The 24,537-nt window shown below is 50.1% G+C and carries 17 protein-coding genes; 12 read left to right on the forward strand and 5 right to left on the reverse strand.

All coding sequences use genetic code 11. The features are described from left to right. Positions 1-109: 109 nt before the first annotated feature. The 7 genes from ACFPK9_RS02915 to rpoD all read left to right on the forward strand — a co-directional run bounded on the left by ACFPK9_RS02915 (position 110) and on the right by rpoD (position 13,443). A complete protein-coding gene (locus ACFPK9_RS02915) occupies positions 110-5,656 on the forward strand; it encodes a DUF1800 family protein (RefSeq protein WP_377093116.1) in 5,547 nt (1,848 codons plus the stop codon). An 8-nt stretch (positions 5,657-5,664) separates the two neighbouring features. After that, entirely contained in the window at positions 5,665-7,215 is a 1,551-nt protein-coding gene (locus ACFPK9_RS02920; protein WP_377093118.1) for a DUF1501 domain-containing protein, read from the forward strand. A gap of 39 nt (positions 7,216-7,254) precedes the next feature. Then, positions 7,255-7,818 (forward strand): hypothetical protein, encoded by a 564-nt coding sequence (locus tag ACFPK9_RS02925; protein WP_377093119.1) that lies wholly within the window; start codon positions 7,255-7,257, stop codon positions 7,816-7,818. Positions 7,819-8,024: 206 nt separating this feature from the next. Next, a complete protein-coding gene (prfA, locus tag ACFPK9_RS02930; protein ID WP_377093120.1) occupies positions 8,025-9,101 on the forward strand; it encodes a peptide chain release factor 1 in 1,077 nt (358 codons plus the stop codon). A gap of 22 nt (positions 9,102-9,123) precedes the next feature. Then, on the forward strand, positions 9,124-9,975 hold the full coding sequence (gene prmC / locus ACFPK9_RS02935; protein ID WP_377093122.1) for a peptide chain release factor N(5)-glutamine methyltransferase: 852 nt from the start codon (positions 9,124-9,126) through the stop codon (positions 9,973-9,975). A gap of 24 nt (positions 9,976-9,999) precedes the next feature. Further along, positions 10,000-11,274: a UDP-N-acetylglucosamine 1-carboxyvinyltransferase gene (murA, locus tag ACFPK9_RS02940; RefSeq protein ID WP_377093124.1), complete on the forward strand. Its 1,275-nt coding sequence runs from the start codon at positions 10,000-10,002 to the stop codon at positions 11,272-11,274. A 255-nt stretch (positions 11,275-11,529) separates the two neighbouring features. Beyond that, positions 11,530-13,443, forward strand: a complete 1,914-nt coding sequence (gene rpoD, locus ACFPK9_RS02945; protein ID WP_377093125.1) for an RNA polymerase sigma factor RpoD — start codon at positions 11,530-11,532, stop codon at positions 13,441-13,443. A 146-nt stretch (positions 13,444-13,589) separates the two neighbouring features. Here rpoD and ACFPK9_RS02950 read toward each other — a convergent pair whose 3' ends face one another. The 3 genes from ACFPK9_RS02950 to ACFPK9_RS02960 all read right to left on the reverse strand — a co-directional run bounded on the left by ACFPK9_RS02950 (position 13,590) and on the right by ACFPK9_RS02960 (position 16,857). Further along, positions 13,590-14,264 (reverse strand): SprT-like domain-containing protein, encoded by a 675-nt coding sequence (locus ACFPK9_RS02950; RefSeq protein WP_377093126.1) that lies wholly within the window; start codon positions 14,262-14,264, stop codon positions 13,590-13,592. Between the two features lie 112 nt (positions 14,265-14,376). After that, the gene (gene gnd / locus ACFPK9_RS02955) at positions 14,377-15,810 is read right to left on the reverse strand and encodes a decarboxylating NADP(+)-dependent phosphogluconate dehydrogenase (RefSeq protein WP_377093128.1); all 1,434 of its coding nucleotides are present in this window, start codon (positions 15,808-15,810) and stop codon (positions 14,377-14,379) included. Positions 15,811-15,939: 129 nt separating this feature from the next. After that, entirely contained in the window at positions 15,940-16,857 is a 918-nt protein-coding gene (locus ACFPK9_RS02960; RefSeq protein ID WP_377093129.1) for a phytoene/squalene synthase family protein, read from the reverse strand. A 113-nt stretch (positions 16,858-16,970) separates the two neighbouring features. Between ACFPK9_RS02960 and hemW the strand changes: the two genes are divergently transcribed. Both hemW and argF read left to right on the forward strand, forming a co-directional pair. After that, positions 16,971-18,068, forward strand: a complete 1,098-nt coding sequence (gene hemW / locus ACFPK9_RS02965; protein WP_377093131.1) for a radical SAM family heme chaperone HemW — start codon at positions 16,971-16,973, stop codon at positions 18,066-18,068. A 143-nt stretch (positions 18,069-18,211) separates the two neighbouring features. Then, positions 18,212-19,108 carry an ornithine carbamoyltransferase gene (gene argF, locus ACFPK9_RS02970; protein WP_377093132.1) on the forward strand — a complete coding sequence of 299 codons (897 nt, stop codon included), beginning with the start codon at positions 18,212-18,214 and terminating at the stop codon, positions 19,106-19,108. A gap of 71 nt (positions 19,109-19,179) precedes the next feature. On the opposite strand, the gene ACFPK9_RS02975 is transcribed toward argF, so the two are convergent. Together ACFPK9_RS02975 and ACFPK9_RS02980 are read right to left on the reverse strand one after the other, a co-directional pair. Next, positions 19,180-19,875: a pseudouridine synthase gene (locus tag ACFPK9_RS02975; RefSeq protein ID WP_377093133.1), complete on the reverse strand. Its 696-nt coding sequence runs from the start codon at positions 19,873-19,875 to the stop codon at positions 19,180-19,182. Between the two features lie 62 nt (positions 19,876-19,937). Continuing rightward, positions 19,938-21,200: an FtsW/RodA/SpoVE family cell cycle protein gene (locus ACFPK9_RS02980; RefSeq protein WP_377093134.1), complete on the reverse strand. Its 1,263-nt coding sequence runs from the start codon at positions 21,198-21,200 to the stop codon at positions 19,938-19,940. A 39-nt stretch (positions 21,201-21,239) separates the two neighbouring features. On the opposite strand from ACFPK9_RS02980, the gene ACFPK9_RS02985 reads away from it, so the two are divergent. From ACFPK9_RS02985 to ffh, 3 genes are all read left to right on the forward strand, one after another. Further along, positions 21,240-21,659 (forward strand): hypothetical protein, encoded by a 420-nt coding sequence (locus tag ACFPK9_RS02985; RefSeq protein ID WP_377093136.1) that lies wholly within the window; start codon positions 21,240-21,242, stop codon positions 21,657-21,659. A gap of 60 nt (positions 21,660-21,719) precedes the next feature. Further along, positions 21,720-22,952 (forward strand): polysaccharide deacetylase family protein, encoded by a 1,233-nt coding sequence (locus tag ACFPK9_RS02990; RefSeq protein WP_377093137.1) that lies wholly within the window; start codon positions 21,720-21,722, stop codon positions 22,950-22,952. A gap of 70 nt (positions 22,953-23,022) precedes the next feature. Next, complete coding sequence (gene ffh, locus ACFPK9_RS02995) at positions 23,023-24,462, forward strand: signal recognition particle protein (protein ID WP_377093139.1); 1,440 nt, start codon at positions 23,023-23,025, stop codon at positions 24,460-24,462. Positions 24,463-24,537 lie beyond the last annotated feature (75 nt).

Genomic DNA, 24,537 nt, shown 5'->3' on the forward strand with positions numbered 1-24,537 from the left:
TTCCTGTTGAGGAATTAACAAAATCCGTCGCCACAGTAAAATATTCTTGGCCTAATTAAAGCAGACGCTATCGTCGCCACAAATGAACGGTAACATCACAAGATGTGCTGTGCATTCCTCCTCAGCTTTTCTCCCGGCGCTGCTGCCCAGCACTTTTATCCTCTTCTTCTGCAACGCGCTAGCCGTCGATACCAACGACAATGGCCTCAGTGATGTATGGGAACAATTGTATAATGCCAACTCGCTCGAATTACTCGAAGACGATGATGGCGATGGTTTTAAAAATATCGACGAGTGCATCGCGGGCACCGACCCATTCGATAACAGTGACCACCCTTTCATCAAACCTCTCATCGTTGCCCAAAACACCGATGAAATAGAACTCGCATTTCAAACCGTTAAGGGAAAGACCTACACCCTTTCGCATTCCAACAATCTCAGTGAATTCCAATCGATCAATAGCTGGTTCGGTGATGGTAATGAGCGCTCGCTACTCATCAAGCCAAGCGGTTTATCCTATAGCCTGAGCCCCATTCGTATCGACTTTTGGGCAGACGTATTAGGCTCATCGATCGATGAGCTCTATTCGCAAGCAGAGTTCCCTAGCCCACCCGACGGAAGCATCAGCACGACCTCTATCGAAGCCCCCAGATTCCAAGCGAGTGGCTACGGCGGACGACTCACGACATTTATCACCCCGCCTCAATCAGGCGACTACACACTTTACCTTTCCTCTGGTGGCCCAGCGGAATTGTATTTCAATGCTCTAAGCGAGGATGCTGTTCCTGTAAAAATTGCCGAAATTCTAGAGAGTCAATCAGACATTGAGCCCAATCAGTGGGACCTCTACCCCACCCAACGATCATCCACACTAAGTCTCACAGCTAACTCACCTTATCTCCTCGACCTGCGCTACCTTGCTACCGTCGCGGGCCAACACGTCCAAATTGCATGGAGCGGCCCCGGTCTCGAAGGCATTCAAGCCATCGATCGCAGCGCATTGGCCAAGGTGCCATTCCTCAGTGAAACCAGAGACGACTCCGTATTTTTAGAACATGATTACGACAGCGCAGGCCAGACTGGTCAACTCTGGGCGAATAGTGCGGGCATTGTAAATAATATCTCAGGCTTGAGTGGAAACGCCGAGCGCATCAATGCTGATCTGGGCACAAATGCCGAGGAGCGACTCAATTTCAGCTCTGGTGGTCATGACCACCTCTACGCCACTTGGTTGTTTAATATGAGCGCAGGTGCTCAAGACACATATCTCTTCTTCCAAAATGGCTCAATCAATAGCCAAGAAGGACCACGCATCGACATCGAAGATAATTCTGCAGGCACTATTGCTGTCGTGCGGGCGGGTGGTGCCGCGGGTAACGACACACAGATCGAGATCGAATTTGATAAGAGTTACCGGATCGAAATCGTAGCGACCCTCTCCAGCGATGGCTTCAACTACAACACCCCCACTGGCAATCACACAACACTGGAAGATACCTTTGATATTTATGTCAGTGACCCCGAAGGCAAACTTATTGGCTCAGCCACCGGCCTAGCCTTCCGTGACGGTCCTGGTGTGGTCGAAGCTCTCAGCAGTCTACGTATCCCTTATCCAAACACCCCTAACATCGCCTTCGATGACTGGCTCTTCACTGGCGGATTAATCACAGGTAAAGGCTATCTCATTCCGAACTATTTTGACTACGGCGATGAAGACTCCTCCCATTTCTTTAAACTCTCTGTCGAGGAATCAGATCAAGATGGTGATGGCATTCCAGACTGGGAAGAAATCCTTCTCGGAACCCATTACAACCTACTCTTCTTCGATCCTGAAACGAGCAATGGCATTGCTGATAATGAAACACTCACTAACCTGATAAATAATTCCCAGGATCAGCCTGAAATAGCACTTCAAGCGAGTGACACTGCTGCTTTTGAAAGTAATTTCCCCAACACGATTCCAGACGATGGTGAAATTACTATCACGCGTACCGGCTCGCTGACACCCCTAACAATTCAGCTTTGTGTCACCGCACTTGATACCACTGGCAGCGTTGCGACCGTTTGTGATGGCACCTGCTGTGCGCTCATTGGCAGTGCGGGAGATGAAGTTGCAGAACCAGAAGATTATATCCTTGTCGATCAAGATGGAAAAACGATTACTGACTCTGTGAGCTTTGCCTTTGGTGAAATGGAAAAGGTGCTCACAGTTGTTGCCGTCGATGACTCAATCAACGAATACCCAGAGACTCTGAACCTCGCCGTAGTTCCCTCTGCCAATGACAGCTACACCACCTCTGAGACACTCAACGGAGCTTCCATTCAGCTCTTCGACCTTCCAGACAACCCGGACAATCTCACCATATTCACGGGAACTTTCAGTCAAGATGGTGCCGCAGCAGTGACCACAAATGGCTCTGGCTATCTCACCGCCACACTCAATGGCCCGCGCACAGAGCTGCGAATCTGGAATGAATTTTCAGGGCTCACATCTGCCCAACAAGACTCTCACCTCCATAAGTCAAGCAGCGGCCCAAATCCTGGCGCTATCATCTACGAAATCACCGAAACACCCGGCGACGCCGAAAGTGACCCTCTGAATGGCCCTCTCACCAGTTACCCTTGGGACATTAGAGAATCTTCAGGAGCTGTCCCCACAGCGGGCGGGGCGGCCTCTAAACAAACCATCATCGACTCGCTGTTTGCTCAAAACAACGAAACTCCTCTCTACCTAAACGTCCATACCGTCGATAACCCCGCCGGTGAAATCTGGTCTTTTCTAGGCCTCTCGGGTGGTAGTTCCGTCGAGCCCGCAGCTCCTACACCCGCAGCACAGCCAGGTTCAACAGACTACCCGCAACTGACCGGTCAATTACTTGAAGCAGAAATCCGTCGATTTCTCAACCAAGCAACATTCGGAGCAACCGACGCCGAGGTAGAGGCGCTCACCCAAGTGATCGAACAAGCACGTATAGACGATCCTGACTACCACAGAAATGAAGCCTTCGCCGACTGGATCGACACCCAAATTGCCGACACCGACCAGACCTACCTTCTTGAATACACTCTCGCCTCTCATTACCAATTCATGACCTTGGCTAAGCTCTTCGACAGCACATCCAACCCAAGTATTGGCGAGTCAACCACCCCTGTGAAGCCAAGCCGCTGGCCTAGTATCAACCGCGACGATGAAAATCCTGAACATTGGTACCTCGATGACGTCTACCCAGTCGATCGTGCAGACTTTAACCTAGCGGGCACCAACAACCTGCGCACAGAACCAAACTACGTCCAGCGCAGACAGGCACATTGGCAACTCATGATCAATGCCCACGATCAACTGCGTCAAAAGATGGGTTATGCTCTGCAGCAAATCGTCGTCGTCAGTGACTCACTTACCTCCATCCGCGACACCCCCTACGGCAGTGCGAACTACCAAGACATGCTTAACACATACGCCTTTGAACATTACCGCGATGTTCTCGGCTTCGTCAATTGGAGCCCAGTGATGGGTAAATGGCTCTCAAGCCTGCAAAACCAAAAAGCTATCGATTTTGACGGCGACGGATTTTATGATGCCTATCCCGATGAAAACCTCGCCCGAGAAAACATGCAGCTTTTCTCAATTGGTCTTTTTGAAACTTGGCCAGATGGAAGCCTCAAGCTCAGTTCAGAAGGGCTCCCAAAAGCCTGTTACACAAATGATGACATCCGCGAGTTTGCGAAAATCCTAACAGGCCAAAGTTTTAGCCGCCACAATGGCTACTTCGACAGATGGGGCGGAAATCCATTCAGCGCAGACAATACTAATTTTGGTGCCAACCAAAGGTCCTTTGGAGTGCTAGGCCTAGCCTACCTCTACCCAATGAAGATGTTCGGTGAATACCACAGCCCCGGACCCAAGTCCTTCGCTGGAACCACCATCGATAACACTTCAATTATTGACCCAACACAACGAGGCATCGCTGACATCGAAGCCGCCATCGACTGGCTCGCAGGAAAACCCGATGATGGAAAACCTGATTATGACATGACCAACAGTCACGTCAGCACTCCAGCTTTCATCTCGCGCCGTCTTATCCAACGCTTCACGACATCGAACCCTTCCAAAGACTACCTGCACCGCGTGGCCTCTGTCTTTAAAGAAAGCGAAGGCGATTTGGGACTGACCGTCCGCGCCATTTTACTCGATCCCGAAGCGCGCAAACTCGACCTTGAAGATACCACCTTCGGTCTCAAAAAATCACCGCTGGAGGGCTACCTTCAACTCCTGCGCTCATTGGAAGCTCACACCTACACACCCATTACCAACCCAGCCAATGCGGCGCCATACGACGAGGCACCTGGCGACTTCAGTAATCCAGAGCTCTATTTAGACTCCTTCGGCTATCCATCCGACCAGATCGACAATCATACCCGCAATGTGAGATTCATGCCTCCAAGCGCATTAACCTCTGCTGGCAGCCGAGGCTTACAGATGAACCCCTTCAGCCAAGTCACGGTATTTAACTACTACCTTCCCGACTATTCTCCCAGCGGTGTCATCAACAATGCCGAACTCGTCTCCCCAGAAATGCAATTGGCAAACGAGCCAGACATCATTCGAAACATCAACTACTTCGAGGATATCATCCGCTCCACATACGGACCATTTGGCGATGAATTAGGTGGTACAGACGCGAACCAAATCGCTGCCTTTGGTGGCGTCGCTGAAGCTGTCAATAATGATGCTCAACAACTCTCTAGACAAGCATTAGCCGACGCATTCTATCCAGCTACTGAACCCGCTGACGCACTCACCACTATTGCCGACGGCTCCACCGAAACCATTAACGGCTCCAGCGTCTCGCCCCCCTACTGGCTCCGCCTCCAGCGCATTGGCGACACCTTCATCACTAGTGATTCAGTCGATGGCGTTAACTGGAATGTCATTTCTACCCAAGTCCTGCCCATGGCTTCTGAAGCCTACGTCGGCCTCGCGGTCACCAGCCATGACGACGGAATACATACAACCGCACAATTCAGTAACATCACTCTCAGTGGAGGCGTGAGTGACTGGCAGTTCCAAGACATCGGTTCAGTATCAGCCACAGGTTCAACCAACATGACAGCTGCCGACGCAATGACAATTCAAGCCTCAGGAAACGACATCTGGAGCAGCAATGACGAATTCCACTTCGCCTACCAATGGCTCGACGGCGATGGAGAAATCATCGCACGTGTCGACAGCCTACTCGAGACCCATCCTTGGGCAAAAGCTGGGCTCATGATTCGCGAAACCTTAGCTTCGAACTCTGCTAATGTCATGACGCTCATGAGTGCTTCCTACGGCACGCGCAGCCAAATCCGCAGAGTCTCCCGCGGGCGCAGCAGTGAGTCACTAGCCGACGAAGCTCTTCTTGATGCACTCGACCTGCGCCTGACCAATGGTCTCTTCAAAATGCGCTACCCATACGACCCCTCTGATGACGATGACCCAAACATCCATGGACTTGATGACTGGCTGAAAAATCCACGCGAGCTGATCATCGATGCGATCACCAACGCATACGGAGATCCTTATGATACATCCAATGATGAATCCGATAGACTCAACAAGCTTTCCGATGCGCTCTACCTGCTCACCTTCTCTCCCGAGTACCAAATTAAAAAATAATCACGAATATGCCTAAACATCTCGGAAATCTCTCACGTCGCGACTTCCTCAAGGCTGGCACTTGTGGAGCGATGAGCATCGGCCCTCTCATCAACACCATTGCCCAGCTCTCATTGATCAACTCAGCCTCAGCCAGCAGTCTCGGTGGCGCCACGCTCGTTGGAAATGACTACAAGGCTCTCGTTTGCGTATTTCTGCGCGGTGGCTGTGACATGAATAATGTCCTTATCCCTGTAGGATCTAACCCTCAGGCTGCATCCTATGCTGCGGATCGCGCAGCAGTTGCTATCCCTAACGGCATCGTGCACCCGATCTACAATCCTAGCGGACTCGACAACACACTGCCAATCTCCATCCCTAGCGGCGAAAACTTCGGACTGCATCCCTCCCTCACGAACCTAGCCAATATGTTCAACAGCAATGAAGCAAGTTTCATCTGTAATGTGGGAACCCTAGCAGAACCTACTCACCAAAATTCATACAGTACCAGTAGCCTCCCAAAGCAGCTTTTTTCCCACTCAGACCAAGTCACGCAGTGGATGTCTTCCATTGCCGACAAACCCTACACCTCAGGTTGGGGCGCTAGAGTAGCCGACCTCTACAACGACACTTGGAACCTCCAAAGCCAAACTTCCATGCTCATCACAGCAGCAGGAAACAATCAGTTCATGAATGGCAGCGCGGACACCTCCCAGTACTCAGTAACCTCTACTGGCGCGATCAGCCTCACAAGCTTCGGCACAAATTACGGTAATGCTCTCAACACTGATGGCAGCTACAAGTCAAACGCCACAGGTGAAAGGCTCAAAGCCCTCGAGCGTATTATGCAATACAGTCACGCTCACATTCTCGAAGAAGGCTACAGCGAAGTCGTCCGCAGTGCGCGCGAAAACGAGGCCATTATCGTTGAAGCCATCCAAGCCGAACAGGCACTTGGTATCGATTTCGATACGATATTCGCAAACCATGAAGCGGATGGCAACGTCGCTGAGGAATTTAAAGCCATCGCCCGACTGATCACTGGCCGCGAGTACTTGGGCAATAATCGCCAAATCTTTTTTGTCGATCTGGGCGGCTTCGACAACCACCAAGACATCAACAATGACCTTCCCGACCTCCTCATGCAACTTGACCGAGCCATCGGCGCATTCAATGCCTCGATGAAAGAGCTCGACGCAAAAGACGCCAACTTTAGCTACGACAAGGTGACCACCTTCCAAGCATCAGATTTTAACCGCACATGGACTCCAAATGGATCAGACATCGAATCAGCAGGCACAGATCACGCATGGGGCTCCCACACATTCGTCTTCGGAGGCGCAGTCAACGGCGGTGAACTCTATGGTAGTTTTCCAGAACTCACGATTGGCGGCATCGATGATGTCCCGAGAGGCTCACGCGGGCGCTGGATTCCCACTACCTCCGTCGACCAATTTTCATCAGTGTTAGCCAACTGGTTTGGTGTGCCGAATGGCAGTTCAGAGATGGCCACCATCTTTCCTAACCTGTACCGTTTCCAAGACCCATTTTCTGCCGAAACTAACCTCGGATTCTTATAGCTAATCTGTCCACCGCTAGATCGTTAGAAAATTTGCTAAATGAAAAAAACTTGGACAATCCTCACAGTCCTCCTGCTAGTCGTCAGTCTCATCACAGTCGACAGCATAAAAAATTCAAACGAGAGCAGCGATGCCCCTCACTCTGCATCAGACCATGTGCATCCTCTGACGACTCAAAGCTCAGCTGCAGCAACTCCTTCTACTGAACATGACTCGCGTCTGAGTCGTCTACCTGATGGAAAAGTTCAGTACACCCCAGCACTCGAAACTAGTCGCTCCTTTGCCAGTCACCCATCGCCTAGAAATGCCCTAACTGTCATTCAACAACTGCTGACACATTATCGCTTCGCCTATAAAGAAAACCCTGTGGGCGTAGAAAACTTCGAAATTACCGAACAATTATTAGGCAAGAACCCAAAAAAAATCGTTTTCATCGCCAGCGACAGCCCTGCCCTCCGCGGCAACGAATTGATAGACCAATGGGGAACTCCCTATTTCTTTCACGCCCTCTCAGGCCAACACATGGATATCCGTTCAGCCGGCCCAGACCAAACACTCTGGACCGAGGATGACATCTTTACCGATACGCCGACACAAAAATAGCAGCATCAACACCGTAACAGCAGGCAATAGACTCTGAGTTGAGCTATTTAAAATGGCCAATAGAAGCACTGAAGAACACCATAGCCCCTCACCATTTTAAGCTACCCAAATACTAGATTCACTCATTTGCTGTATTGCAGTCTATTTTCCTCATTCCATCTAGAAAATACTTGCACCTCCAGAGATCTGAATAGACTCTCCCCGCCATGGATTACGCCTCTCTCATCGAGAAACGACGCGAACGCTTCGCCGAAGTAGAAACACTCATCACCGACCCTGACCTTTTCTCTGATCAGAAAAAGGCCTCAGAGATTATGCGTGAGCACCGTCGTCTCAAAGAACTTCTCGAAATGTGGGAAACTCTTGAGAACGCGCGTACTAATCTCGTCGAGAACCGCGAACTCGCCAAAGAAGACGATCCAGAAATCGCCGAGCTCGCCGAGATGGAAATTCCAGAGCTCGAAGCCACCATCGAGGAACTTTCCGAAAAAGTGCAATACGCACTCCTCCCGCGCGATGAGACCGAAGACCGAGATGCCCTCATCGAAATCCGCGCAGGAGCAGGCGGTGATGAAGCATCGCTCTTCGCAGGCGAACTCATGCGAATGCTCGAGCGTCATTCCGAAAGCCGCGGCTGGAAAGTTGAGCACCTCGAATCCTCACCTTCAGAAGTCGGCGGATTCAAAGAAGTCGTTCTCAAAGTCACTGGCGAGGAAGTATTTCGCTACCTCAAATACGAATCTGGCGTCCACCGCGTCCAGCGCGTACCAGCGACAGAAACTCAGGGCCGCATCCACACTTCTACCTGTACAGTCGCCGTCCTGCCAGAAGCCGACGAAGTAGATTTAGAAATCAAAAAAGAAGACCTCAATATTCAAGCCACTCGTTCAGGTGGCTCCGGTGGTCAGCACGTCAACACCACTGACTCCTGCGTCCAAATCACACACTTACCAACTGGCCTTCAAGTCAGATGTCAAGACGGCCGTAGTCAGACGCAAAACCGTGAACTCGGTATGCAGATTCTCCGCGCAAAACTCTTCGAAGCCAAGGTCCGCGAGGAAGCTGAAAAATATTCAGCTCAGCGCAAATCACTGATCGGCTCAGGCGATCGCTCTGAAAAGATTCGCACCTACAACTTCCCGCAGTCACGCGTTACCGACCACCGCATAGGCTACACTTCACACAACATTGAAGGTATCATGTCAGGCGCAATCAACGAACTGACAGAAAACCTCATGAAAGCTGAAATGGAACACCGCCTCGCCGATGCGGGCCTCGAGTAATCACCACTAGCTCTAACGCTTTTTGAAAACGATTCTTGAGACACTCGACTCTGGCACCCAGTGGCTAGAGAAAAAAGGAGTAGAAGACGCACGCCGTAATATGCAGCTGCTGCTCTGCCACCAACTTGAATGCTCAAAAATCCAGCTCTACACCCGCTTCGACGAGCCACTCACGGATGAAGCTTTAGCTCCGCTGCGCGAAATGCTCAAACGCCGTGGCCAGCGCGAACCTCTCCAGCACATCCTCGGAACTGTCGAATTCTATCTGCGCGATTTTTACACCGACTCACGAGCACTCATCCCTCGCCCAGAAACCGAAGAACTTTGCGAAATCGTTCTCAAGCAACTACAGCCGTCAGCACCTAAAAAAGTACTCGATATGGGTACTGGCTCAGGTGTGATCGGACTCACCCTTGCACTCGAATACGGCGCTCAAACTCAGGTCACTCTAGCGGATACTTCCGCTGACGCCCTCGAACTTGCCGCCAAAAACACCACTGCTCTCGGCGTCGAAAACACCACCAGCGTACGCACCAACCTTTTCAGCGAAATTCAAGACCAACGCTACGATCTCATCGTAGCCAACCTCCCCTATGTTCCCGAACGCGACCGAGCTAGTCTTGCTGCCGAACTGGAGTACGATCCCGACCTTGCTCTCTTCTCAGGAGAAGACGGGCTGGACATCATCCGCGAATTCATTCAGAAATGCCCTTCGCATCTCGAAGATGGTGGCTGTGTCGCACTCGAAATTGGCATCCACCAACATCAGGAAGTAGAACAACTTCTAGCAGCTGCGGGATTCACTGACATCAACACCCTGCCAGACATCTCTGGCATCTATCGTTTCCCAACAGCACGTTGGAAAACCATCTAACAAGCTCTCAAACTTTACTCAGAAATGGATAAACTCATCGTACACGGCGGCCACAAACTTAGCGGCTCGGTAAACATCTCAGGCGCTAAGAATGCCTCACTTCCTATTCTAGCAGCCGCTCTTCTCACTGAAGAAGATGTTATCATCCGCCGCGTGCCAGACGTCTCGGACACGAACTACATGATCCAGATCCTTTCCGCGCTCGGAGCAGAAGTCGAACGTTCCAGTGGTACAGTCCGCGTCAACGCTAAGAACATCACCCACGAAGCCCCCTACGAACTCGTCCGCAAAATGCGTGCCTCCATCTGCGTCATGGGGCCACTCCTAGCACGCCTTGGAAAAGCCCGCGTATCTCTTCCCGGAGGCTGTGTTATCGGCGACCGCCCAGTAGATCTCCACCTCAAAGGACTCAAAGCCATTGGCACTGAAATCGACATGGCCGGCGGCAACATGGACATGACCACTCCAAATGGTCTCCATGGCGCGGAAGTCGATCTGCGAGGCAAAAATGGCCCAACAGTCCTCGGCACCGATAACCTTATGATGGCAGCAGTGCTTGCAAAAGGCACCACCATCATCGAATCTGCCGCCGCGGAACCCGAAGTCGTCGACCTCGCCAACTTCCTCATCAGCATGGGCGCTAAAATCACAGGCGCTGGCTCCAGCAAGATTGTCATCGAAGGAGTCGAAAAACTTCACGGCACCGAACACACCATCATCCCCGATCGCATCGAAGCTGGCACTTTCATGGTTGCTGGCGCAATGGCCGCAGGTAAAGAAGGCATCACGCTCCATCGCGTATGTAAGGAACATCTCGTTCCCGTCACCGAAAAACTCATTGAAGCCGGACACCACGTCAAATTTAACGACGCTGGATCTTCAGTAACTATTATTCCTGGCAAGCACCCACAAGGCGCAAAGATCGTCACAGCCCCTCACCCTGGTTTCCCAACCGACATGCAGGCGCAGTTCTCTTCACTCTTCGCTGTGACCAAAGGAATTTCAGTGATCAAGGACACTATCTTCCCACAACGCTTCATGCACTGTGCTGAAATGTCCCGCATGGGTGCCGACATCAAGGTCGACAATGGCACTGCAGTCATCGAAGGCGTTGACAAACTTTCCGCAGCCCCAGTGATGGCATCCGACCTTCGCGCCTCTGCCGCTCTCGTTCTCTCCGCCCTCACTGCAGAAGGATCCACCGAGATCAACCGCCTCTACCACATCGATCGTGGCTACGAACATATCGATGAAAAACTTCTCACACTAGGAGCCCAGCTTGAAAGGGTCCGTGAATAGTTACGCGCGAAACCAAGTCGCGTAGAGAGTTGACTGTAAACACGCTACAACAAACAAGATCAACTCTCGTTAGGAGTAAGAGAAGACGGCTTCGAGCCATCCCATAAATCCCTCTGATCTGGACGAACGAAATGCCTTGACGAATCACTATAGGTGAAGGAAGTTTCGTACCTCGTCTCGCGCACAAGCGTGTTGACAAATCTCTACGGGTGACTTGTGCACATGTCACTCCATCCAGCTCACCAATAGCTAACTATGGCATCTAAGAAAGTAGCGAAGACAACCGCAACCAAAGCAGCAGCTAAAAAAACTGCAGCTAAAAAGACTGCAGCTAAAAAAACTGCGGCGAAGAAGACAGCAGCAACAAAAACAGCAGCGAAGAAAACCGCCGCCAAAAAGACTGCGGCTAAGAAAACTTCGGTCAAGAAGACCACTGCTAAAAAAGCGGCTCCTAAGAAAGCCACTAGCAAAAAAGATGAGGCGAAGCCAAAGTCTAAGCTACAAGCACTTCTCGATGCTGAAGCTGAAGTTAAAGCAAAGCGTGCCAAGAAGACTCCTAAGAACCGTATCGACACTCCTGAAATCCAGGAAAAAGTACGTGAACTCATTAAACTCGCTAAAGAGCAAGAGTACCTCACATACGATGATATTAATGAGATCCTCCCTAATGACCTCGTTGAACCAGCTGACGTAGAAGCCATTCTCGAGCGCCTGCGCTCCATGGAATTCGACATCATCGATGCCTCAGAAGTTGACCGTTACCGCGACAAAAAGCGCGAAGGCGACTCCGATGACGAACCAAAAACCGAACAGAAACTCGACATTCTCGACGATCCAGTTCGCATGTACCTCAAGCAAATGGGTCAGGTTCCCCTTCTCACCCGTGAGCAAGAAGTGGAAATCTCCAAGCGTATTGAAGATGCAGAACTCACAGTTCAAAAATACCTTCACAAGTTTGGTTTCGTAGCAGACTCCTACCTCGAACTCGCTGACAAGCTCATGCGTGGTAAAGAGCGTTTCGACCGCGTAATTCTCGATAAAAAAATCGAATCCCGCGAGCGCTACATGAAGACACTTCCTAAGCTCTGCGATCAACTCCGTCAGTGCCACGAAGAAACTGATAGCATTTTCCGTAAGCTCAACGCCAAGAATCCTCGCGGCGTAACCAAGCTAGAAGCTGAACTCGAAAAACAACTTGCGATCATCACCAAGCTCTATCAGCGATTCTATTACAAACAGAAAGTCGTTGAAGATTTCTGCGAGGTTGTAGAAGACTACCAGAAGACATTCTGGAAATACACACGCAAGCTGCAAGCGCACCCTGACGAAAAAGAATTCGAAACCAAAATCCGTGAAGCTCAGCAGCACGCATGGTTTAACACCGAAGGCTTTACCCAGAACAACAAGGATCTCCGCCACTGGATGAAAATGGCATATAAGGCGAAAACAGAAATGGTCGAAGCCAACCTTCGTCTCGTTATCTCTATCGCTAAGAAGTACACCAACCGTGGACTCTCCTTCCTCGACCTTATTCAAGAAGGTAACATGGGCCTCATGAAGGCTGTTGAGAAATTTGAATACCGTCGCGGTTACAAGTTCTCTACTTACGCAACATGGTGGATCCGTCAGGCGATCACCCGCTCAATCGCGGACCAAGCCCGTACTATCCGTATTCCAGTGCACATGATCGAAACGATCAACAAGCTCATGCGCGTGCAGAAGCAGCTCGTACAAGAATACGGTCGTGAACCCACTCCAGACGAAATCGCGGAAGAAATTCACCTTCCTGTAGAGCGTGTGCGTGCCGTTCTAAAAATGGCACAACAGCCAATCTCACTTCAGGCTCCTGTTGGCGACTCTGATGACACCTCCTTCGGTGACTTCATCGAAGATAAAGCAGCAGAAAACCCGATGGAAGAAGCTGGCTTTGCCATGCTCAAGGAGAAGATCATCGATGTTCTCGACACTCTCACCGAGCGTGAGCGTGAAGTGCTCGAACAACGCTTCGGACTCAAAGACGGCTACAGCCGTACTCTTGAAGAAGTTGGCCGTCAGTTCCAGGTGACTCGTGAGCGTATCCGTCAGATCGAAGCGAAAGCGCTTCGTAAGATGCGTCACCCAACCCGTATCCGCAAACTGGAAGGCTTCATCGAACTTCCAAACATGTAAGTCAAAACCAGACTCACCCTTTCCAAAGCGCTTCGAGCAATCGAAGTGCTTTTTTATTGGAATCCAATAAAGCTCACCTGAAAATCTCACACATCTTAGATGCAGCCCAACTCTTCCCCCTTCCAGCTGCCTCAGTATTTAGTAGTTCAAACAGATTCCAACCTCTGCTGACAGCCCCCACATACAATATGTAAATCTGGTTTCCCCCAAACATTCATGAAACAGCTCGGACAAGAATACTTCACCCTGTTCGAGCGATTTTTCTTCACTCCCGCTTGGCGCAGCCTTGCTTCCTGCTCAAGCGCCTCAGCACTACGACTCACCAGCCCTTCCGTACTGCTCGATTCTAGCTGCACCACTATGCCTAACTTGCGTAGTTCACGCGTGCACTGGATGAATTTTCCCGCTTCATCGACATAGTCGTACATCGTTTGACCGACTTTGCTTCCACCAGGCTTCCCGGTAGACGAGGGTATTAACCCCACCTCAAGCATCTTGTTTGCCCACTCTTTATTGTGGTAACTTTTACGCGAAGGCTTTCCAAAATGAAACTGCCACTGGTGACACATTTCATGCACCAGCGCTTGCCAAATCTCCATATCAGGCAAATTTACATATGCGTCAGGGTTAATCGCTATTTCGTCCACCTCAGCTTGGTTCTTTCGATCCTTAAAGCTACCTTGCCGATACATCCCCACATTGTGCGACTTACGTTGCAAGGTAATTAACACCCCAGGAAGCTCTCCTCCAAACAGCTCCGTATTAAAAAAGTTATACGCCTTTTGAAACACTGCATACTCGGCACTCGTCACCTGCTCCATACTCAAAGCTTCTAGCGTATTTCATGTATTGTGCGATACAAAAAATGGCGAAGCCTAACAAGAGGCTCCGCCATTAGTAAAACTTAAGTTCCTAAATTTCGCTCAAGCGAAATTAGTCGATAAGCTCAGGCCAATCTTCTGTATGGAAGAACTCGCCTTCTGGCTTGTCGAGACGCTCGTATGTGTGCGCTCCAAAGAAGTCACGCTGTGCCTGGAGAAGGTTCGCAGGAACGCGCTCCGCACGGTAAGCATCGTAGTAAGAAAGTGAACCACCGAAGGATGGAACTGGGATACCGTTAGTCGCAGCGAGTGCCACCACTTCACGCCAATCTTGCTGACCAGAGTTAAGAATCTCTGTGAAGAATGGTGCGAGCATGAGGTTCGTAAGATCAGGTGTTTCTTCATACGCTTCAGTGATGCGGTTGAGGAAACGTGCACGGATGATGCAACCACCGCGCCAGATACGAGCGATCGCACCGAGGTCGAGGCCCCAGTTTTTCTCGCGACCAACCTTAGCGATAAGGTCGAGACCTTGAGCGTAAGAAACGATCTTAGATGCGTATAGTGCGTTGCGCACTTTAGAAACGAGCTCTTCTTTGCTCATTCCCTTGAGTTCGAAATTCCAGTTATCTGGTCCCTGAAGGATGCCAGAAGCAACTTTACGCTGATCGCGCATGGAAGAAAGGATACGCGCTTCAACAGAACCTGCGATGGTGGAGAATGGAACAGCTTGTTCCACTGAGCCCATTACTGTCCAGCGACCAGTTCCTTTTTGGCCAGCCTTATCGACGATGAGGTCAACGATGTCTTTGCCAGTCTCAGCATCCTTTTGCTTGAAGATGTTTGCTGTGATTTCGATGAGGTAGGACTCAAGGTCGCCTTCATTCCATTCTGCAAAGATCTCAGCGAGCTCTTCGTTAGAGAAGCCTGCTGCTTTGAAAATGTTATACGCCTCACAGATAAGCTGCATGTCGCCGTACTCGATACCGTTGTGCACCATTTTCACGAAGTGACCTGCGCCACCTTCGCCGATGTGTGTCACACAAGGAGTCCCATCAACTTTTGCTGAGATAGACTCAAAGATTGGCTTCATTACGGACCATGTGCTTGTTGGGCCACCAGGCATGATAGATGGGCCTTTAAGCGCACCTTCTTCACCACCGGAAACACCAGCACCGATGAAACGGAGACCTTTTTCAGAGAGAGCCTTCTCACGGCGCTCTGTGTCTGTGTAGAGAGTGTTACCACCATCAATGATGATGTCACCTTCATCGAGAAGAGGAACGAGAGAATCTATCACTGCGTCCACTGGACCACCAGCTTTCACCATAATTTGAATCTTACGTGGAGATGCGAGGCTATCAACAAACTCTTCAAGTGTGTGCGCTCCCACAAGCTTCTTGCCTGGGTTTGCTGCGATGAACTCATCTGTTACTGAGGTGGTACGGTTGTAGACAGAAACTTGGAAGCCGCGGCTCTCAACGTTGAGAACGAGGTTCTGTCCCATTACTGCTAGGCCAATTAGGCCGAAGTCACTTTTACTCATAAATTTTTAGTGGTGAAAATTTGGATCGGCATTATTCGCAGATCCCTAGCGAGTGCAACAGGAACTTGTGTAATAATTGCGACACTTCTTGTCACATTTTAAGACTCTAGTCTTTTACCAAGAAAAATGTCAAAATTTCAGCGCCTGCCACACACACGAACGCACCGTTTTGCGATCGACCTTCACCCTTTTCTCTAGGATTTCCCAATCGGCGTGATCCAGTAGATCGAGAGTCTTCTCCGCCAACATCGCTGGCAACACCGTCGCCACTCGCGCACGTTTTTGTTTCAGCGATGCGGAATACTCAAAACCCGATGCTACGTATTCCCGTGCTTTTTTGCGCCATTCCTCAGAGTTGCGCATAATTTCCTCCTTGTCGGTATGATCTAACACCGGCAGATAACAGCGTCCATTCTCGTAATCCTCAGGAATATCTCGTAAAATGTTAACCAATTGTAGCCCCATTCCGTAACGACGCCCCAATTCATTCATCTCCGTTTGTTCCTTTGCGGAGAAACGATGATACGCTTGAAAACCCACCTCAGTCCAGAACTCACCCACGCAACCCGCTACTTGATAACAATAGAGTTCCAGCTCCTGAGCTGAACCGATCTTGTGTCTTTTCTTCATTCCAAAATGCCGTATATCATGCATCTGACCCGCACAAATATGCTCAAGCACTACTGCAATCGCTTCCCACGCCCAGGACCGCGTCATATCATACCAAAGGTACACATCTCCCAGCCTTTCAAGTAAACGCTTTTCCTTACTATTCGTTTGATAACTAACAAAGCTGGTAGAAATCATTTCCAACAAGGCCTCGCGCTCCTTCTTGTCTCTGAGTGCTGGAGTAAATTTCATCAAACATGCCTCACGGAGCTTAGCTGGGACTTGCGCCGTGTCAGCAATCGTGTCAGAAGCACGTGCCAGAAGATAGCCAACACTGATCGGTTCACGCATCAATCTCGGCAAAAGACGAATACTCAGGTAAAAAGAACGCGACACGTCCTTCAGCACCTTTTTTCCTAACTCACTCTTATCCTGCACGCCTCTTCTCTAAGTCATCTACCACAGAGATAAAATAGAAATCTGTAACAATAGAGTCGCCATCTATGCGTAGCTAAAAAATCCGCAAATCACCACACACTTTCCCAACACCTTTGCAGCTCTATCTCCATATTCCATTCTGCCACCGCATTTGCCCCTATTGCTCATTTTACAAGCACACACCGGGCAATACCGACATGCGTGCGTTTATCGACGCTATTTTGTTAGAAGCCAAGCATCATGTCCAACAAACTGGTAAAAATAAACTCACCACACTCTACTGTGGCGGCGGTACTCCCTCCATGCTTTCCCCCACCCATCTCCGACTTTTATTCGATGGCCTCCATGACACCTTCGATTTTTCAGAAATCAAAGAACTCACTTTCGAAGCCAATCCTGCTACCTTCGAGCTCAAGAAGGCACAACTCTTCAAACAGCTAGGCATCTCCCGTATTTCCCTTGGGATTCAATCTTTTGATAATACTGTGCTAAAAACGCTCGGACGTGAACATAACCGAGTGGAAGCTATGGAGGCTGTCCCAATCCTGCGCGAAGCCGGCATTCCGCAGGTCAACATCGACCTTATGTTCTCTATCCCCGGTCAATCGTTAGAAAGCTGGCAAGACACACTCGATACCGCAGTGAGCCTCCAACCAGATCATATTTCTGCCTATAATCTCACCTACGAAGAAGACACCGCATTCATCGATAAGCTCACCGCTGGTGAATACATTGACGATCCCGAAACCAATGCCAAATTCTTCACAGCGGCTCACGAAACCCTCACTGCTGCAGACTTCGAACATTACGAAACCTCCAACTACGCCAAACGAGGTACCCGTTCCACCCACAATGCCTCCTACTGGAGCGGCGCTAACTACCTCGGACTAGGTCCCTCCGCAGTCTCCACTATTGGCACAACTCGCTGGAAGAACCTTCCAGACACCGCCAACTACATTAAACAGATCAGTCACGTCGGCCACGCTAAAACAGAAATCGAAGAACTCGATGCCGAGGCCCTCCACCTCGAACGCATCGCCCTCGAACTCCGCACCATTGACGGTCTCGATCTTAGCATCCTCACACTAGAAGAACGCCAACGCGCCCAATCCGTAATCGATGAACACATGGCCAGCATTCAAAACGGACGCATGATTCTTACCGAAAAAGGCATGCTTCTCGTCGATTCCATCGTCGAACATATCGTCTAACCGAACCGCTCTACATTCAGCCAAAAGCTATCACTCTCAAGATCTGATAACTCTCGTGAAACTATTGTCACGCTTCTGCACATTTATAGGTCGACAGCCCATTATTGCTGTGCTTCCCTACCTCCTTTCTCGCATTTGCCGACATGAAACATTTACTTTCCATAGAAGAACTCGACTCCATTCAGCTCAACGCTCTCATCGACTCCGCTGTCCAACTCAAAGCGGAACGAGGCAACCACACCGTCAGACCACTAGCTGGCCAAACGTGGGCGATGATCTTCACAAAATCTTCCACACGCACGCGCGTCTCATTTGAAGTCGGAGTTCGCGAACTTGGTGGCTCCATCATGTTCCTTTCCTCAAACGACATCCAACTCGGCCGAGGAGAACCAATCAAGGACACAGCCCGCGTACTCGGGAGAATGATCCACGGCTGCATTATCCGCACATTCGACCAACAAGATGTGATCGACTTTTCCGAATTTGGAAACATCCCGACTATCAACGCGCTCACCGATGCTGAGCACCCTTGCCAAATTCTCGCCGACCTACTCACAGTCAAAGAAAAGCTCGGCACTTGGGAAGGCAAGAAGTGCGTCTTTATTGGCGATGGCGATAACAACATGTCACGCTCGTGGATCTGGGCGGCTAAGTATCTCGGATTCGAACTCGTGGTAGCAGCTCCTGAAGCCTGCCTCCCCCCAAAGGCATTTATCGACAAAGTGAACGCCCCGAACGTCAGTTTCACTACCGACCCGCAAGAAGCTGTCAAAGGTGCCGACGTCGTGAACACTGACGTCTGGCTCTCCATGGGACAAGAAGACCAAGCGGAAAAAGAAGCGCTCTTCGGCGACTATCAAGTCAATGCTGAACTCCTCTCAGCAGCCGCGGAAAACCACATCGTGCTCCACTGTCTCCCAGCATATCGCGAAAAAGAAATCACCGAAGAAGTGTTAGAGCTCCACTCAGACACCATCTTCCAACAAGCAGAAAACCGACTTCACGCACAGAAAGCAGTACTCGCTGCCATCGCGATGTAAGCCGAGAAAATACTTATTTTTTATGCCCTGTTAGCCAAACCTAGCAGGGCATTTTTGTATTCAAAAGCGCCTTACTTCCAGAAACTCTCCACTTCTTCTGGATCAAGTTCATAAAACTCACCTGGTTCAAGGTCCCTGAGAGTCACGCACCCAATTTTCTCACGCTCAAGCTCAACCACCTTGTTTCCTACCGCACCAAACATGCGCTTCACTTGGTGGTACTTGCCTTCGGTAATGGTGAGACGTCCTTCGCGTTCACCTAACAACTCAAGCTTCGCTGGAAGTGTCTCTTTCAACTCGCCTCGCAACATCAAGCCCTTCGCGAAAATCTCCACGATCTCTTGATCAATTGGATCAGCTAAACTCACTCGGTAGACCTTTTCACATTCAAACTTTGGAGAAGTCACTCGATGACTCCATTTACCATCGCTAGTGAGCAGCACCAGACCTGTCGTATCCTTATCCAAGCGTCCAGCCACATGAAGCTCCTTGTGCGTAAAGCCATCCACAAGATCAATGACTGTGTCATCCTCTTCTTCATCACCTGTCGATGAAAGCACACCTTCAGGTTTGTAAAGTGCAATGTACACCTCGCCAGACTCAGCAATAAGACGACCATTGACGAAAATTTCATCCTCAGGCTTCACCTTGAAGCCCTGATCCTTCACCACCACACCATTCACTTTGGCACGGCCACTCTTGATGGCAGCTTTGGCCAAAGTTCGAGAGGCTTCAGAATGTGTGGCAATAAATTTATCAAGGCGCATGGCGAGAAAACTACGTTGCCCCACCTACAATTCAACACTCAACATCGAAAACTCAATATTCTCTAAATAGCCTCACCCCGCTGAGTCGCCTCATTCGGATTCGTGCGCCCTTCTCCACGACGTTTCCCAATTTCCTGCTGACGGCCACGGCGAGAGAGTTTCACGGGCTTGGTCTGATCTTCGGGTAAAATGTCATTCCGATGCACCCAAACACTTTGCACCAGGCCCAGCATGAACATACACATCACTAAAAAGGTCCCCGAATACGAAACCAATGGCAGTGGAATTCCTGTGATGGGCATCAAATGGATATGCATCCCGATGTTCTCAAAAATGTGAGCAAAGAACAAAGCCACCACCGAACACACCATCACCTGTCCCGACAGATCACGACTGTAGTAGGAAATGAACAACATCTGCACCAGCAGCACAACATACGCAGTTACTAATAAGAGACTCCCTCGGAATCCATGCTCCTCACCAATCACCGCAAAAATAAAATCGTTATGCGCCGTCTTCCATGGAATGTATTTTTTATCATGCAGTGAGCCCTTGTTCACATCGGCCATGTGCCCGACCCCTTTCCAGCCAGCCTTACCAACAGCCATGCCGATGTAATGAGGCGCATACGCATCCCCTTGAATATCAACCTCACGACCATTTTTCATGTCGAGATACAACTCAATCCGCGCTGTGCCACGCTCAGACTGCGTCGGTAACACAATGAAAAACAAGGGTGGAATCAGAGCCAATCCAGTCAAAACCATAAAGATCAAATAACGAAACGGCACCCCACCCGTCAGCATAATGACCCCAACCACTGGAAGCCAAACGAGCGCAGACCCCATATCTCCCATCTTTGCTACCATAGCAAAAGGTACAATCGACATCACCCCAATCACCCCGACCTTCACGATCGGCAGACCCAATAAAGGATGCAACCTTGGCATCCATTGTAACACAGCGGCCATAGCAATGAACCCAGCAACTACCATGAATTGGGCTGGCTGAAAATTCACGCCACCAAAACTGAGTTGGTGCACCTCATTGCCTATCACCATTGAAGCCCCCATTAAAGCAATACCCGCCACGTACATTGGCAGAGCCAAATACTTAATCCAGCGGTAATCCACCAGAGCCGTCACAAAATACACGACAGCTCCAATGATGGCCCACAGCTGTGTCCTACTAGAATAATATTCCCCACCTTGCGGCAAATGCCTCGCCGCACTTTCCACCACATAGGTACTGAAAATAATAAGCCCCAGCATTGTCAGCAAGAGAACCCAGTTTAGTCCCAAAAATTTCCTCAAGAGTGGCGTCATCGTCCCAAAATCTTACGCACGATAGACTCCCCCACTTGCATGGCAAGCCCCGTTTCCTATACTCCAGAAATGGAGGAAAACCCTTATGCGTCGCCAAATTCTCAAACCCAAGTCGATGCCACCAACACTCAAGCAAACGATAGCTCGGTACGCTTACGCAAAATAGTTTTCGCCTGGGAAAAGCTCCGACTCATTTATAATATTTGCCTCCTGCTCCCAGGTCTCGGCGTGCTCTTTCATGCCTCACAAAAATGGGGAGGCTCAGCAGCCAACATGCTTTCAGCTGTTCTTCCCTTCGCCATCATGGCCAACCTTTGTTTTTTTCTCGGGCCCCTTACCGAACTTTATGCCTCTGCAATCTGGCGACTCCAGAACTCTCAGCCCCTCCGCCTTTGGTGTTTCAGCCTAGGCTTACTGATCTCCCTACTTGTGATGCTCATAGCCTTTTGGGCGGTGTAATCAACACACTTCCCCGTTTACAAACACCTCCACAAAGTTACATTAGCCGTTCTACCAATCATGACTCAAACTTTTTGCACTCTGCTACTCATCTTCCTCTTCTCTAGCCTTTCCCAGGCACAGTTAGACGAGAGCAAAAAAGCGGTCGCTGACGCCACCCAAGAACCAGTCAAAATCAATACAGCAGAAGACCACTCCCTCGTCTCAGTTCTCGGCTACCACGATTTCTCCAGCACAAAGCAAGCAACCGAAATGTGTCTCCCCACAGATACTTTTCGCTCTCAAATGCAAGCACTCAAGGACTTAGAGCTTAAAGTCATCAGCCTCGGAGAATTTCTCGCATGGAAAAATGGAACCCTCAAACTTCCCGAACGTAGCGTCTTAATCACCATCGACGATGGCTGGAAGAGCGTTTACCACGAAGCGTATCCCGTCCTTAAAGAATTCGGCTACCCTTTCACCCTCTTCCTCTACCAAGATTTTGTAGGCCCTAAAAAACTCGCCCTCAACGAAGCTCTGATTAAAGAAATGATGGAAAACGGAGCGAGCATCGGCTCCCACTCCGTTAGCCACCCCTACCCGTCCACCATCAAGAAATACATCGAGCAAGGCGGCGATGCCTACCATGATTTCCTCACCACCGAATTTACCCAGTCCAAGGCCTACCTCGATAAAACATTCAAGATCGATATCACCACCTATGCTTATCCCGGCGGATTCCACACGCCTGAAATGTTCGAAGTCGCAACTACAGCTGGCTACGACCTCCTCTTTACCGTCATTCCAGGCAAGGTCTCAAAAAAATCATCTAATCTCACCCTCCCGCGTTACATCATATTAGGAACCCACGATTCGATTTTCGAAAATGCCACTAGCTTTCCCGCTACTGCAACCAGCGCGGCCAGTCTCGGTGCAAAAATCCAATCCACTCCTTATCCAGTCACCCCGCCAGCTGGAGCTACCATTGACGAACGCCTTCCCGAAATTTCTATCGACCTCAGTACCGTCGAGCAACTCGACCCCGAATCTGTCGTCATGCGCGTATCAGGCTTCGGCAAAGTCCCTCACACATATCAGCCTGAAAGCAAAAAATTCTCTTGGAAAGTCAACCGACGTCTGCGCAAACCTACCTGCGACATCACCGTTAGTTGGAAATTGCTGGACGCAGAAAGCTACGAAAAGCCAATGAGCTGGACCTTTGTCCTCAACCGACAGGCCGCCTATCTTCCAACCACCGCCCCATCACTACCTGAGCCAAAAACTCAATTCGAACTTCCAAATAGCTCGAACTAACAAATTTCATCACACTCTAAATATAACACCTAACACGCCTTAGAACTCATAACTCTAAGTTCCGACCACCATGTTCAACTCACTCTCAGACTCACTCGACAGCGCATTTAAAAACCTCCGCGGTCAGGGGAAAATTTCAGAAAAGAATATTAGCGATGCTCTACGCGAAGTTCGCCTCGCTCTCCTCGAAGCTGATGTAGACTTCACTGTTGCCAAAAAATTCATCGCCAACGTCAAGGAACAAGCACTCGGCGAAAAGGTAATGAAGTCGGTCAAGCCTAGTGAGCTTATCGTTAAAATTTTCCACGACGAGCTCACAGCTCTCCTCGGTGGTGATAACGAACCACTCGACCTCACACCGCCAGCGCGCATTATGATGGTCGGCCTCAATGGTGCTGGTAAAACTACAACCTCAGCCAAACTCGCTGCCCGCCTCAAAAAAGAAGGCCGTCGCCCACTTCTCGTAGCCTGTGACCTCTATCGCCCCGCTGCGATCGACCAGCTCGCTACACTCGCCAAACAAATCGACGTCCCAGTCTACACCCCTGACGCCTCCGAAACGGATCTCGTCAAAGTCGCTAAAGACTCTCTCAAATGGGCAGAAGGACAAAACGGCACCTTGATGATTTTCGATACCGCTGGTCGCCAAGAAATCGATGAAAAACTCATTGGCGAACTCAAGGAACTTCACAACTTTCTCGCGCCGAAAGAAACTCTCCTCGTCGCCGACGCCGCAACTGGTCAGCAAGCAGTCTCTGTAGCTAACCACTTCGACGAAGCAGTCGGCATCACAGGTATCGTTCTAACCAAACTCGACGGTGACGCCCGAGGTGGTGCCGCACTCTCGATGCGGACCATCACAGGCAAACCTATCAAATATGCGGGTGAAGGTGAAAAGATCGAAGACTTCACCGAGTTCCACCCAGAGCGTATGGCCGGCCGTATCCTCGACATGGGTGACGTCGTCTCCATGGTTGAACACGTCGCCGACAAGATCGACGAAAAAGAAGCCATGAAAGCTGCCGAGCGCATGCAATCCGGCAAGTTCGACTTCAATGACTTCCTCAGCCAGATGAAAATGATCCGCTCACTAGGACCTCTCGATGGCTTGCTCAACATGCTTCCAGGTATGAAGAAGCTCAAAAAACAGCTTCCTTCAGATGCTCTGAACACAGACAAAATGAAGCACATGGAAGCAATTGTTCTTTCCATGACTCCTAAGGAACGTGAGCGCCCAGAAATCATCAAAGGCACACGCCGTAAGCGTATCGCTATGGGCTCCGGAACTTCAGTGCTCGAAGTTAACCGCCTGCTCAAACAGTTTGGAGAAATGCGTAAAATGATGCGCTCCAAAGGCAAAATGAAGCAAATGATGAAACAAATGGGTGGCATGGAAGGCATGAATGACATGCTCGGCGGTGCCGGAGGCGGAAACGACCTCGATCTCTCCAAACTCGGCGACCTCAGCAAAAAGCTAGGCGGCGGTAAAAAAGGTGGATTCCCCTTCTAATACCATTTGAGTGGATAGATTGTCGAAATGACGGTGTTAATTTGGCCTTCATCTCAAGGCATGACGAAGGATTGT

Source organism: Rubritalea spongiae, assembly GCF_042652385.1.
GTDB classification, from domain to species: domain Bacteria; phylum Verrucomicrobiota; class Verrucomicrobiia; order Verrucomicrobiales; family Akkermansiaceae; genus Rubritalea; species Rubritalea spongiae.